Source organism: Mesorhizobium sp. M0119 (assembly GCF_040322615.1).
GTDB lineage: Bacteria > Pseudomonadota > Alphaproteobacteria > Rhizobiales > Rhizobiaceae > Mesorhizobium.
In genome coordinates, this window is the sequence record NZ_JAMYTU010000007.1 from 205,117 (window position 1) to 217,970 (window position 12,854).

General features: G+C 62.8%; 16 protein-coding genes. 9 read left to right on the plus strand and 7 right to left on the minus strand.

What is annotated here, in order from left to right; translation table 11 throughout:
- The first annotated feature begins 5 nt into the window (after window positions 1-5).
- The 3 genes from NKJ40_RS10040 (at window position 6) to NKJ40_RS10050 (ending at window position 2,545) form a co-directional block, all read left to right on the plus strand.
- Window positions 6-1,466, plus strand: coding sequence for an amidase (locus NKJ40_RS10040; protein ID WP_352465942.1), 1,461 nt, complete (start codon window positions 6-8; stop codon window positions 1,464-1,466).
- Window positions 1,467-1,570: 104 nt separating this feature from the next.
- Entirely contained in the window at window positions 1,571-2,185 is a 615-nt protein-coding gene (locus NKJ40_RS10045) for a LysE family translocator (RefSeq protein WP_352465943.1), read from the plus strand.
- A gap of 78 nt (window positions 2,186-2,263) precedes the next feature.
- Entirely contained in the window at window positions 2,264-2,545 is a 282-nt protein-coding gene (locus tag NKJ40_RS10050) for a hypothetical protein (RefSeq protein WP_352465944.1), read from the plus strand.
- A gap of 6 nt (window positions 2,546-2,551) precedes the next feature.
- Here the strand turns inward: NKJ40_RS10050 and NKJ40_RS10055 are convergent, their stop codons facing one another.
- Window positions 2,552-3,493 carry a nucleoside hydrolase gene (locus NKJ40_RS10055; protein WP_352465945.1) on the minus strand — a complete coding sequence of 314 codons (942 nt, stop codon included), beginning with the start codon at window positions 3,491-3,493 and terminating at the stop codon, window positions 2,552-2,554.
- Window positions 3,494-3,637: 144 nt separating this feature from the next.
- Between NKJ40_RS10055 and NKJ40_RS10060 the strand changes: the two genes are divergently transcribed.
- On the plus strand, window positions 3,638-4,063 hold the full coding sequence (locus NKJ40_RS10060) for an Hsp20 family protein (RefSeq protein ID WP_352465946.1): 426 nt from the start codon (window positions 3,638-3,640) through the stop codon (window positions 4,061-4,063).
- Between the two features lie 63 nt (window positions 4,064-4,126).
- Complete coding sequence (locus NKJ40_RS10065; RefSeq protein WP_023675269.1) at window positions 4,127-4,384, plus strand: BQ00720 family protein; 258 nt, start codon at window positions 4,127-4,129, stop codon at window positions 4,382-4,384.
- Window positions 4,385-4,475: 91 nt separating this feature from the next.
- Here the strand turns inward: NKJ40_RS10065 and ptsN are convergent, their stop codons facing one another.
- The 6 genes from ptsN to lptC form a co-directional block, all read right to left on the minus strand.
- Complete coding sequence (gene ptsN, locus NKJ40_RS10070) at window positions 4,476-4,940, minus strand: PTS IIA-like nitrogen regulatory protein PtsN (RefSeq protein ID WP_292663270.1); 465 nt, start codon at window positions 4,938-4,940, stop codon at window positions 4,476-4,478.
- 59 nt (window positions 4,941-4,999) lie between these two features.
- Window positions 5,000-5,584, minus strand: a complete 585-nt coding sequence (gene hpf / locus NKJ40_RS10075; RefSeq protein ID WP_023675267.1) for a ribosome hibernation-promoting factor, HPF/YfiA family — start codon at window positions 5,582-5,584, stop codon at window positions 5,000-5,002.
- Window positions 5,585-5,875: 291 nt separating this feature from the next.
- On the minus strand, window positions 5,876-7,402 hold the full coding sequence (rpoN, locus tag NKJ40_RS10080; protein ID WP_352465947.1) for an RNA polymerase factor sigma-54: 1,527 nt from the start codon (window positions 7,400-7,402) through the stop codon (window positions 5,876-5,878).
- A gap of 197 nt (window positions 7,403-7,599) precedes the next feature.
- Window positions 7,600-8,418: an LPS export ABC transporter ATP-binding protein gene (lptB, locus tag NKJ40_RS10085; RefSeq protein WP_352465948.1), complete on the minus strand. Its 819-nt coding sequence runs from the start codon at window positions 8,416-8,418 to the stop codon at window positions 7,600-7,602.
- Entirely contained in the window at window positions 8,418-9,026 is a 609-nt protein-coding gene (locus NKJ40_RS10090) for an LptA/OstA family protein (RefSeq protein WP_292664963.1), read from the minus strand. The genes lptB and NKJ40_RS10090 overlap by 1 nt, the downstream gene beginning before the upstream one ends.
- The gene (gene lptC / locus NKJ40_RS10095; RefSeq protein WP_352465949.1) at window positions 9,013-9,726 is read right to left on the minus strand and encodes an LPS export ABC transporter periplasmic protein LptC; all 714 of its coding nucleotides are present in this window, start codon (window positions 9,724-9,726) and stop codon (window positions 9,013-9,015) included. The genes NKJ40_RS10090 and lptC overlap by 14 nt, the downstream gene beginning before the upstream one ends.
- 307 nt (window positions 9,727-10,033) lie before the next feature.
- Here lptC and sppA point away from each other — a divergent pair, with 307 nt between their 5' ends.
- The 4 genes from sppA to lhpI all read left to right on the plus strand — a co-directional run bounded on the left by sppA (window position 10,034) and on the right by lhpI (window position 12,757).
- Window positions 10,034-10,990 (plus strand): signal peptide peptidase SppA, encoded by a 957-nt coding sequence (gene sppA / locus NKJ40_RS10100; RefSeq protein WP_292664965.1) that lies wholly within the window; start codon window positions 10,034-10,036, stop codon window positions 10,988-10,990.
- Between the two features lie 81 nt (window positions 10,991-11,071).
- Complete coding sequence (locus tag NKJ40_RS10105) at window positions 11,072-11,356, plus strand: integration host factor subunit beta (RefSeq protein WP_023675261.1); 285 nt, start codon at window positions 11,072-11,074, stop codon at window positions 11,354-11,356.
- Between the two features lie 47 nt (window positions 11,357-11,403).
- Complete coding sequence (locus NKJ40_RS10110; RefSeq protein ID WP_292664966.1) at window positions 11,404-11,736, plus strand: DUF1049 domain-containing protein; 333 nt, start codon at window positions 11,404-11,406, stop codon at window positions 11,734-11,736.
- Between the two features lie 52 nt (window positions 11,737-11,788).
- The gene (gene lhpI / locus NKJ40_RS10115) at window positions 11,789-12,757 is read left to right on the plus strand and encodes a bifunctional Delta(1)-pyrroline-2-carboxylate/Delta(1)-piperideine-2-carboxylate reductase (protein WP_352465950.1); all 969 of its coding nucleotides are present in this window, start codon (window positions 11,789-11,791) and stop codon (window positions 12,755-12,757) included.
- Window positions 12,758-12,854: the final 97 nt, after the last annotated feature.

Here is a 12,854-nt window from a genome sequence, read left to right on the forward strand (position 1 = left end):
GCGGGATGAGAGCCATGCGCCCGACCACGAAGCATGCGGTGCCGCCCGCCGGCGACATCTGCCGCCTGTCTGCGGTGGAGCTTGCCGAGAAGATCAGGCGCCGGCAGCTTTCGGTGCGCGAAGTGATCGCGGCATTCCTCGACAGGATCGAGGCGGTGAACCCGCTGGTCAATGCTATCGTTTCATTGCGTGAGCATGCCGACATCCTGCGCGAGGCCGACAGCGCTGACGCCCATCTGGCGCGAGGAGGAGATACCGGATCGCTGTTCGGCCTGCCGATCGCGATCAAGGATCTTGCGCTGACAAAAGGCCTGAGAACCACCTTCGGCTCGCCGATCTTCTCCGATTTCGTGCCTGAGGAAGACGACTTCTTCGTCGAGCGCGTCCGCAAAGCCGGCGCCATCATCATCGGCAAGACCAACGTTCCCGAATTCGGGCTTGGCTCCAACACCTACAACACCGTGTTCGGACAGACGCTCAATGCGTTCGACCCGGCGCTGACCGCCGGCGGCTCGAGCGGCGGCGCGGCCGTCGCGCTGGCGCTCGACATGGTTCCCGTTGCCGATGGCAGCGATTTTGGCGGCTCGCTGCGCAATCCCGCTGCCTACAACAATGTCTACGGCTTCCGCCCGTCGCAGGGATTGGTACCGGCCGGCCCTGACCTTGATGTGTTTCATGCGCAGATGGGCGTCGAAGGGCCGATGGGGCGTAACGTGCGCGACATGGCGTTGCTGCTCGACGTGCAGGCCGGCTATCATCCTCGCGCGCCGCTGTCGCATGATAAGCCAGGCTCGTTTCTCGAAGGGCTGGAAGCACCGGCGGCCGGCGGGCGCATCGCCTGGCTCGGCGATCTCGGCGGCCATCTGCCGGTTGAAGCAGGCGTTCTACAGCTTTGCGAGGCAGCACTCGGCCGGTTCGCGGATGTATCCTTCGAGGCCGAGCCGCTGATGCCGGAATTCGACTTCGAAGCGCTGTGGCAGGCCTTTGTAACGCTTCGGCAGGCGAGCAGCGGTTGTGCGCTCAAGGCGCATTACGACGATCCCTCGAAACGCAGTCTGCTGAAGCCGGAGGCCGTGTGGGAGGTGGAACATGCGCTGCGCCTCACCGCGCCGCAGATCCATGCCGCAACGGTGAGGCGCTCGTCCTGGCATCGAATGCTGCTATCGCTCTTCGAGCGTTTCGAACTGATTGCGCTGCCAGCCGCCCAGGTCTTTCCCTTCGATGTCGTCACCCACTGGCCAAGGGAAGTGGCCGGGCGTGCCATGGACAGCTATCATCGCTGGATGCAGGTCTCAGCGCTCGCCACGCTGGGCGGCTGCCCGGCGGTCAACGTACCGGCGGGCTTCGACGCTAGGGGCAGGCCAATGGGCATGCAATTGATCGGGCGGCCGCGCGGTGACCTCTCCGTGCTGAGGGCGGCTGCCGCCTATGAGGCAACGCTGCCGTGGCAGGCCGGCGCCTGCTGACATCAGCTCCGTATTGTCGGCGCCTCGCCGACTTGCACGCAACTCATCGCCATGCATTGATCGCGACAGCGCGCCGCACGAGCGGCATTCTGCGGAGGGAAAAAATGTCGCTGGAACTCTACGCCACCTATGTCGTCGCCTGCATCGTCATCATCCTGGTGCCGGGGCCGACGGTGACGCTGATCATTGCCAACAGCATCCGCCACGGCTCGCGCGCCGGCCTCGCCAATGTCGCCGGCACCCAGGCCGGACTGGCCATCATGATCGCCATCGTCGGCATCGGGCTGACATCGCTTATCGCCGGCATGGGCCACTGGTTCGAATGGGTCCGGCTGATTGGCGCCGCCTACCTGATCTGGATGGGCGTGCAGATGTTTCGCTCGAAAGGTAAGCTGAACGCCGACGGATCGGCAAAAAGACCGCGCGGCGGCTTCTTTTTGCAGGGGCTGCTGGTGGCGATCAGCAATCCGAAGACGCTGGTGTTCTTCGGCGCCTTCTTTCCGCAGTTCATCGCCCCCGAAGGCAATTACGCATTACAGATCGGCGTCATGGGTCTCACCGCCATGATCTTCGCCGCCGTCTCGGATTCGACCTACGCGCTGGCCGCCGGCCGCGCCGGACGCCTGCTGTCGGCCGGCCGCGTCAAGCTGCTGTCCCGAATCAGCGGCAGCTTCCTGGTCGGCGGCGGCCTGTGGCTGGCGTTTTCCAAGGCGAAGTAACGGCCGCGAGTCCGGCGACGCCAACAGCAACATCCTGGAATAGGAAGGCCGATTGAAAGTCGGCCTTCAGGCCACCACATGAATCAACAGTGGGGATTCATGTCTATGCCGTGGACTTATGCGGATTTGAAAAGGAACGCGTTTGGCGTGATCCTGTTCATCGCTTTGTTCGCGGCGATGGTTCCGTCGGCTCTGAACAAATGGGCGAATGACGCAAGTCCGATCCGGTCGGTCGACCCGGTCGATGCGACGATCGTCGATGGTGAGGTGGAAACACCCCACATGATCGGATCGGAAGTCTCGGTCGAAGAACAGCAACGCCAGGACGGCACCACCACCTACCGCCTACTCAACGACTGAGCGGCCCTAAAGCCGCCGCAGCCTTTCCAGCAACAGCTCGAAAAACGCATCATGGTCGATGTCACGCATCACCATGGCGTTCTTCGGCCGCTTGGTCACCCCCCACCAGTCGATCACCGTCATGCCCATGGTGAGCTCCGAGGCGGTTTCCACGCTGACATTGCAGTTGCGACCCTTGAAGAGCTTCGGCTTCAATAGGTAGGCGATGACGCAAGGATCGTGCAGCGGGCCGCCATCGGTGCCGTATTTTTCCTCGTCGAAACGTTCGAAGAATTCCAGCATGTCCGCGGTGGCCGTGCCGACCCTGGTGCCGAGCTTGCGGAAGGCCTTCGTGCGCTTGGCGGTGGTCAGCGCCTTGTGGGTGACGTCGAGCGGCATCATCACGATCGGAATGCCCGATTTGAACACGACATCGGCAGCATGCGGGTCCACATAGATGTTGAATTCGGCGGTCGGCGTGACATTGCCGCCCTCGAAGAAGCCGCCGCCCATCAGCACGATCTCCTTGATGCGCGGCGCGATTTTCGGCTCGCGGATCAGCGCCAGCGCAACATTGGTGAGCGGCCCGAGCGCGCAAAGCGTGATTGTGCCGCTCTCCTCGTTCATCAGCGTCTCGACGATGAAATCGACCGCATACTCGTCCTGCAGCTTCATCTTTGGTTCGGGCAGTTGCGGTCCGTTGAGGCCGGTCTTGCCATGCACTTCCTCGGCGGTGACGAGTTCGCGCGCCAGCGGCCGGATGGCGCCTGCATAGACCTTGACGTCCGGCCGGCCGGCCAGCTCGCAGATCTTGCGGGCGTTTTTTTCGGTAAGTTTCAGCGGCACGTTGCCGGCCACCGCGGTGATGCCGACGATCTCCAGCTCGGCGCTGCCGAGCGCCAGCAATATGGCGACGGCATCGTCCTGTCCGGGGTCAGTGTCGATGATGATCCTGCGGGATTGGGGCATTTCAATTCCTTGTTTTGGCAAGTCTTTTTGGGCGGGACATGTGACGGCTTGAAGTCTGCCGGGCGGCGGACCATATCAAGACCATCGGGAAAAATGCCATCCGGGTTTTTCCACTTTATGTCGCTCTTGAGAGGACACTGTAACATGAGCCGAATGACGCCTTTTTCCAGCCCGCTTCTCCTCGGTTTCGATTCCATGGAAAAGACGCTGGAGCGGTTGGCAAAGTCCGGTGACAGCTATCCTCCCTACAACATCGAGCGCCTCAGCGGTGCCGACGGCAAAACCGAAAGCCTGCGTATCACGCTCGCCGTCGCCGGTTTCGCGGAAAGCGATCTCGATGTCACAACGGAGGAGAACCAGTTGGTCGTGCGCGGCCGTCAGAACGACGATACCGAGCGCGAATTCCTGCACCGCGGCATCGCCGCGCGCCAGTTCCAGCGCTGCTTCGTGCTGGCCGACGGCATGCGGGTGATTGCGGCGGAATTGAAGAACGGCCTTCTGTCGATCGATCTCGATCGGCCGGAATCCGAACGGCTGGTACGAAAAATAAACATATCGGTGAAAGACTGATTTTTGCCGATAGCTCTCAAGCGGGATGGCCTTGAGCGGCGTCTCGCGGCAAGGAGGCTTGAAATGACCAGAACTAACGAAAATATCATCATGACCAGCGGCGAATTCGCCCATCTCGGCGAAGGTTCGGTCGCCTATCTCAGGAAAGTGTCGAGCGACGATCTGCGCGGCCGTTTCCCGGGTCTCGGCGAAATCGCCCCCGGGCTGGAACTGTGGGCCCTGTTTGCCGCCAATGGCCAGCCGATCCTGCTTTCGGACGCTCGCGACCGGGCACTGGCTGGCGCGCTGGAAAACGATCTGACCCCGGTCGCTATCCACTAACGTCGCTATCCACTGACAAATACGGCGCAGCGATCTGGTTGGAACGGACAGGGCCGCTCACGGCGGCCCTTCAACGGATTTAATCAAAACCTCAGGCGGCGTGCGAGGCCTGCGTGTCCGACAGCAGCGCATGGATGGCCACGGCGTCGCGCGTGCCCCTGATCTTGGCAACCGTGTCGGCATCGCGCAGCACCCGCGCGATGCGCGACAGCGCCTTGAGGTGGTCGGCGCCGGCACCTTCGGGAGCCAAAAGCAGAAACACCAGGTCGACCGGCTGATCATCGAGGGCCTCGAAGTCCACCGGTGTCTCCAGCCGAGCAAAAACGCCGGCGATCCGCTTCACCCCGGCCAGCTTGCCATGCGGAATGGCGATGCCGTTGCCGACGCCGGTCGAGCCGAGGCGCTCACGTTGCAGGATGGTGTCGAACACCTCTCGCTCCGGAATGCCGGAAATCGCCGCCGCCCTTTCGGACAGCAGTTGCAGCAGCTGCTTTTTGGAGTTCGCCTTCAACGTCGGCATGATTGCCGGAACGCTGACGAGATCGCTCAGATCCATGCTTGAAATCCCTTGTTCGCCTGCCGTCGCCAGTCCCCACGCTCGCGTGCGGCTGGTTTTTACCCCTGCGCGACCTTGGCCGTGGACGGGTCGATCCAGCCAATATTCCCGTCCGGCCGGCGATAGACGATGTTGAGATGGTCGTTTCCGGCATTGCGGAAGACCAGGACCGGGCTGTCCTTGGTGTCGAGTTCGATCACTGCTGACGCCACCGACATGGTCCGCAGCGTCATGGTCGATTCGGCGACGATGGCCGGCGCGAAATTCTCCGGTATGTCCTCCTCGTCGTCGGCAAGCGGCGCCATCACCGTATAGGCGACGTCGGTGAGCTCGCCGTTGCTGTTGCCTGAATTGTGCGACTTCAGCCGGCGCTTGTAGCGCCTGAGGCGTGTTTCCAGACGGTCTGCCGCGGTATCGAAGGCAAGCGTTGGATCCTGGGCATCGCCGGTCGCCTGCAGCGAAGCACCGGAATCCAGCCGGATCATGCAATCGGCCGTGTAGCGCGACCCCGATTTGACGACTACGATTTGCCCTGAAAAGCCCCGATCGAAATATTTCCCGATCACTTCCCCGACACGGTCGTTGATGCGCGTACGGAACGCATCGCCGATATCCATGTGTTTTCCCGATATGCGCAGTGTCATCTGAAAACTGACCTTCCTTGCTCAGGCTTCAAACTGTCCCGAGTTTATACTCGTGGTCCGCGCGCACAAGCTTTTGCGGCGTCACTTGCGCCGATTTTAAATCCGAACTTTCCGGTTGATCACAAGCCGCCTTCTTGGCCGTCCCGTGGCCTACGTCGTGACGGACCATCTCTCGTGCGGGCATCGGCGAACTCAAATCCAGTCGCCAGCCCGTCTCATGCGGGCGGGCTTCTAGCCACTTCGTCGCCGCTTGTCAATGAACAGCGAAAGCTGTGGAAATTCCGCCGGAGCTCAACGGCCGGCGCTGGCCAAAGCGCGTTTTTCGCGCCGCCGCTGCACCGAAGAGGGTATGTTCATGCCTTCCCGGTATTTGGCCACCGTGCGCCTGGCGATGTCGACGCCGCTTTCCCGCAGCATGTCCACGATGGCATCGTCGGAAAGCACATCGACGGCTTTCTCCTCGTCGATCAGCTGCTTTATGCGGTCGCGCACCGCTTCCGACGAATGCGCATCGCCGCCGCCCGACGAAGCGATCGAGGCGGTGAAGAAATAGCGCAGCTCGAACACACCGCGCGGCGTCAGCATGTATTTGTTTGCCGTGACCCGGCTGACCGTTGATTCGTGCATGCCGATGGCGTCCGCCACCGTGCGCAGGTTGAGCGGCTTCAGGTGCCGCACGCCGTGGACGAGAAAGGCGTCCTGCTGGCGCACGATCTCAGAGGCCACCTTGAGAATGGTCTTCGCCCGCTGGTCGAGGCTGCGCGTGAGCCAGTTGGCGTTCTGCAGGCATTCGGCGAGGAAATCCTTTTCGGCCTGGTTTTTCGCATGCGGCGTGACCTGGGCGAAATAGATGTGATCGACCAGTACACGCGGCAGCGTCTCGGCATTGAGTTCGACCGTCCAGCTGCCGTCATTGGCTGCGCGAACCTCGACGTCGGCCACGATCGCATCGCTGGCACCGCGCGAAAACGCCATTCCCGGCCGCGGGTCGAGCGCCCGGATCTCGGCCAGCATGTCGAGCAGATCCTCCTCGTCGACGCCGCAAATCCGCTTCAGCGTCTGGAAATCGCGCCGTGCCAAGAGTTCGAGATTGTCGATCAGCGCCTTCATCGCCGGATCGAGCCGGTCGCGCACGGCAAGCTGCAGCAACAGGCATTCGGCGAGGTCGCGGGCGAAGATGCCGGCGGGCTCGAATGTCTGGCAGACCGCCAGGACCCTGGCCACCGCCGTGGCGTCCGCGCCGAGGCGGGCCGCGATCTCGGCCATGTCGGCACGCATGTAGCCGGCCTCGTCGAGGCCGTCGGCAAGCTCGCTAGCGATCAGGCGCGCCGCCGGATCGGCAAAGGCGAGCGCCACCTGCTCGCCGACATGGTCGCGCAGCGTGATGGCAGCCGCCGCCATATCCGCGACGTCGAAGCCGTCGGAGGAAGAGGTGGAACCATTGCCGGACGCCGATTTCCATTGCGCCGTCAGGTCGGGCCCGAGCCGCTCGCTCGTACCAGGATCGTCGGGAAACAGGTTTTCCAGCGACGTATCGAGCTTTTCCGAGATCGCCTCGGCGCTCCACGCCGTCTCCGCTTCGAACCAGTCGCCGTCGGCAGCCGGTTCCGGTGCAGCGTCGCCCTTCTGCGCCTGGTCGCTGGCGGCGTCCTCCTGCGGTTCGGCGCGTTCCAGCAGGGGATTGCGTTCGATCTCGTCGTCGATGAAGCGTTCCAGCTCGAGGTGGGTGAACTGCAGCAGGCGGATCGACTGCATCAGCTGCGGCGTCATCACCAGCGACTGCGACTGTCGTAGCTGTAGTTTTGCCGCCAACGCCATGGTTCGGTTTCAAACGCCCCGTCTACGCACCCGCACTGCTGGAAGGAATTTTCCAGGCCAGCATACAAACTGGCCCGGCTTTTGCTTGTCAAGGCGAGGAGCGGTAAAACTCGCCTGCCGGCGCGTTTTCAGGCAGAAAATTGAAGAAAAACCTGCTGGACTACGCCGGAAATCCCGCTCGAACCGGAATTTCGCACTTAGAGCGTAAATCCCTCGCCGAGATAAAGCCGCCGCACATCGGCATTTGCCACCACTTCGTCGGCACGCCCATGGGTCAGCACCTGGCCGGCATGGATGATGTAGGCGCGGTCGATCAGGCCAAGCGTCTCGCGCACATTATGGTCGGTGATCAGCACGCCGATTCCACGTGCCGTCAAGTGGCGCACGAGCTGCTGGATGTCGGCGACGGCGATCGGATCGATGCCGGCGAAAGGTTCGTCGAGCAGCATGTAGGCAGGGCGGGTTGCCAACGCACGGGCAATTTCGAGGCGTCGCCGCTCACCGCCAGAGAGCGACAGCGACGGAGCCTTGCGCAGATGGCTGATGTGGAATTCCTCGAGCAATTCGTCGAGCAGGCGCTCACGCTCCTTGCGGCTCTTTTCGACCACTTCGAGCACGGCCCGGATGTTTTGCTCGACATTCAGGCCGCGAAAAATCGACGCTTCCTGCGGCAGATAGCCGATGCCGAGACGAGCGCGGCGATACATCGGCATCGACGTGACGTCGAATCCGTCAATTTCGATCGTGCCTTGATCGACCGGCACCAGGCCGGTCACCATGTAGAAACAGGTCGTCTTGCCGGCGCCGTTGGGGCCGAGCAGCCCAACCGCCTCGCCGGCGCGCACGCCCAGCGTCACGCCGCTGACGACTTTGCGGCCCTTGTAGCTTTTGGTCAGCCCTTTGGCGATCAAGGTTCCCTTGAACTTTGCCGCTTCGACGGTGACCCTGGCCGGTGCCGCAAGTTTGCTGGCGGCGCGCCCTGGAAGACGCGCCAGCAGCGACGATATGCCGGTCATCAGGGTTTCGCTGCTCCAGACTTCGCCGGCGGCGTGATCGACATCATGACGCGGCCGCCGCAAGCGTCGACCTGGGCAAGGCCGCTCTTCATCTGCACGGTAAGCTTGCAGCCGACAAGCACGTTGTCGCCTTGCGAGAGCACGACCTTGCTGCCCGAAAGCACCAGCACTTCGGTCTTCATGTCGAAGGTGCCGCGGTCGCCGGTGGCAACCTGATTATCCGATTTGATGTAGACCTTATCGTCGACCTCGAGATGGTCGATGTTGGCGGATCCGGTCATTGCCGCGGCACCCGCGGGCTGGGCGCCTTTGGCGGCGCCTGCATCCCTGACGTAATAGACCGTCATTTTGCCGGCCTTGAGCACGGTTGGACCCTGGACGACGTTGACGTTGCCGGTGAAGACGGCGACGCTTTCCGCCTGGCGCACCTCGAGCTTGTCGCTTTCGATCTGGATCGGCTTGTCGCCCGACAGCCTGAGGCCGGACATTTGGCTGGTGGCACTGGATTGCGCCAGCGACGGCGCCGTCCCGAAGGTCAGCCCCAAGGGCAACCCAAGCGTCAACGCCGAAATAGCGGCGAGGCGCCGTGCCGAACTACTGAACCGCATTGGTCTCTCCGCTCTTTGCCTCTGCCGCCTTCAAACTGGCGGGATCGATGTCGACGCGCACCTTGTTCTCGAAAACCAGGACCTTGCCATTGTCCTGGACCGACATCGAATCCGCCCTGATCCGCGACCCGCCGCGGCTGACATCGACGGGTTCGCTTGTCTTCATAGTGCCTTCGCCCATGTCGAGATAGACTGATTTGAATTTTGCCACCACACCATCCGTGGTCGACACGGTCACGTCGCTGGTCAGGCTGAGCGTGTTGCCGTCGCGATCGTAGGTGCCGTGCGTGGCATCGATGGCGGCCGTGTTGTCGGCCGCAATCGGCAGCTTGGCCTTGATGCCGTCCAGATCGATGATGCCCTGTTTGCTGACATCCTGTATGGCGCGCAGGGCTGTCATCGAATAGGGCAGGTTCTGTTTGGTGAAGCCGTTGAGCTTGGGGTTGGCCATCACCAGCTTGCCATCGGCAAAGGCGCCGCCGTCGGCCTGCACCTCGATTGCAGCGGGAGCCATGAGATAGGAATAGACCGGAAACGCGACCGCGATCACGGCAGCGACCAGCGGCACGGCCAGCTTGAGGATCCGGACCCGGCGCGAATGACGCTGCGCAATGTCAAACGCGTCGACCCGCGCCCGGCCTGCGGCCTTGGGAGCCAACTCCGTCTCGGTGTTGGTCGGTTCGATTGGTCCCGCTAACATGACTGCTTCTTCTAAACCCCTGCCCGCCAGGCCGCCCTATAGGTGGGGTGCCGGCGCCCTCAAGCAAGCACAAGCCGAGGAAAACCGCAAAAATGTGACAGCCGCCCCTGTACAACGAAAATGGCCCAGCGCAGCCTGTACCTCATACCAGATATGGGCGCACAGTGTTAGAGCCTGTGGAACGTGACAGGTTGAGGCTTGCCGCGAATGCCCAAGACGGCCTTTGGCGCGAGGCCGTCAGGAAACGGTAGCCGGGCGCCAATGGTTGCTTTAAAAGCATCTGCTCCCACCGACTACGAGGCTGACCATGGCATTGAGAGCCGACGACCTGATCGACCGCCGCCGCTTGCGCCGCAAGCTGACATTCTGGCGTGTTGCGGCGATTATTGTCGCCGCAGCCGGGCTGATCGCCTTTTCGGCGTGGATCTATGGTGACGACTTCACCGGCGCGGCTGTCGACCACATCGCCAAGGTCAAGATCGAAGGTACCATCACCGAAGACGAAGAACTGATCAAGCGGCTGGAGGCCATCCGTCAGTCACCGCGCGTCAAGGCTGTGATCCTGTCGATCGATTCACCCGGGGGCACCACCGTCGGTGGCGAGTCGATCTACGAGGCAGTGCGCAAGCTCGCCGCCGACAAGCCGGTGGTGGCCGAGGTCGGCACGCTCGCGGCTTCGGCGGGCTACATGATCGCCACTGCGGCCGACCATATTGTCGCACGCAAATCCTCGATCGTCGGGTCGATCGGCGTGCTGATCCAGTACCCGGACGTCAGCGGCCTCATGGACAAGCTCGGCGTCAAGCTGGAGGAGGTGAAATCCTCGCCCTTGAAGGCCTCGCCTTCTCCCTTCAAGCCGACCAATGACGATGAGCGCGCCATGGTCCGCAAACTCATCCTCGACAGCTACGACTGGTTCGTCGGCATCGTCGCCGAGCGCCGCAACATGACCAAGCCGGAGGCGCTGGCGCTCGCAGACGGGTCGATCTTCACCGGCCGGCAGGCGGTCACCAACAAATTGATCGACGCGGTCGGCGGCGAGGCCGAAGCGATCGACTGGCTTGCAGGCAAGGGTGTCGATGCCAAGCTCAAGGTGGTGGAATGGAAGGACACCGAAAAACGTGGTGGTTTTCTGTTCTCCAAGGCGATGGCGCAGACCGTCGGCGCTGCGCTTGGCCTGCCCGGCCATGGCGGCGACGTCCTTCACGAAATTGGAGTGGACCGCTTGTTTCTTGACGGTCTCGTTTCCGTCTGGCACCCTTGAGAAACCGCTTGGGACGAGTGAAAAAGCAAATAAAATCATTCTGATAATTTCGGCGGCACTGCTTTCACGGGGAGCCTTTTCATGATCAAATCCGAACTTGTGCAGATCATCGCCACGCGCAATCCGCATCTTTTCCTGCGCGACGTCGAAAACATTGTCAGCGCCATCTTCGATGAAATCACCGACGCGCTTGCCGAGGGCAACCGGGTCGAGTTGCGCGGCTTCGGCGCGTTTTCGGTGAAAAACCGCCCTGCCCGCACCGGCCGCAACCCGCGCACCGGCGAATCCGTAGAGGTCGAGGAGAAATGGGTACCGTTCTTCAAGACCGGCAAGGAATTGCGTGAAAGGCTGAACGGAGGCAAATAGGCGCGGCACCCGCCACCGCTCCTACCTTTTCTTCCGAACGGAAAAACATGTTCAATCGCTTTCTCCTCATCGTGGTTTTCGTGCCGCTGGCCGTCATCCTGATTGCGTTGGCCGTCGCCAACCGCGAACCGGTCGCCTTCACGCTCGATCCGTTCAATCCCGGCAATCCGGCGCTGACACTGACCGTGCCGCTCTTCATTTTCCTGTTCCTGGCGCTGGCCATCGGCATGATCGTCGGCAGCCTGGCGACCTGGATCAAGCAGGGCCGCTACCGCAAGCTGGCGCGCCAGCGCGGCGCCGAGGCCGAGAACCTGCGCCAGGCGGTCAGCCGCGCGCCCACTGCGTCGCAGGGCCAGGCCTTGCCGAAGCCGACGAACTGAGCCACGGCTCGGGCCTGAAGCGCAGCTGGCCTATTTCTCCACGGAGCCTTTCATGCTGACCATTTCCGCCGCCGAGGTCGACCGCGCGCTGACCTTTTCCGGGCTGGTCGAGACGTTGCGCGCCGCTTTTCGCGACGGCGCCGTGCAGCCGGTCAGGCACCATCACACGGTCGAGCGGCCCGATGGCGCCGCCTCGACGCTGCTTTTGATGCCGGCCTGGACCGACTTCAACGCAGCCGGCACCTCGGCCGACGGCCATATCGGCGTCAAGATCGTCACCGTGTCGCCCGACAACAATGCCGTCGGCAAGCCCGCGGTGATGGGGCTTTACCTCTTGCTCGACGGCGCCACCGGCGAGCCGCAGGCCTTGATCGATGGCCAGAGGCTGACACAGTGGCGCACGGCCTGTGCCTCGGCGCTGGCCGCCTCCTATCTCGCCCGCGAGGACGCATCGCGACTGCTGGTAGTGGGCGCCGGCGCGCTGTCGCCATTCCTTGCAAAGGCGCATTCGGCGGTGCGGCCAATCAAGAACATTCGCATCTGGAACCGCACGCCGGCCAATGCCGAAAAGGTCGCGGCAAAATTGCGTGCCGAGGGTTTTGCTGCCGAAGCAGCAGGCGATCTCGACGCCGAACTCGGCCAGGCCGACATCGTATCGTCGGCGACCATCACCACCACGCCACTGATCAAGGGCGCACTCTTGAAGCCCGGAACCCATGTCGATCTGGTCGGCGGCTTCACGCCGGCGATGCGCGAAAGCGACGACGACGCGATTGCACGCGCCGGCGTCTATGTCGACACCCGCGCCGGCGCCACCAAGGAAGCAGGTGATATCGTCCAGCCGCTGGCATCCGGCGTGTTGAAGCCGGAAGCCATCGTCGCCGACCTTTATGAACTCACGCGCGGCCAGAAAGAAGGCCGGCAGAGCGACGACGAGATCACGCTGTTCAAGTCGGTCGGCGCGGCCCTCGAGGACCTCGCCGCCGGCATTGCCGTGTATCGGGCAAGCGTAGGGGAGTAGGGGAGTAGGGTGCTCGGGGAGTAGGGGAGCAGGGAGGCCGGGGGTAAGGAATGCGTCGTGCAAGGCGGCGAGCGGACTCGATGAGGCTGCGTCGGGG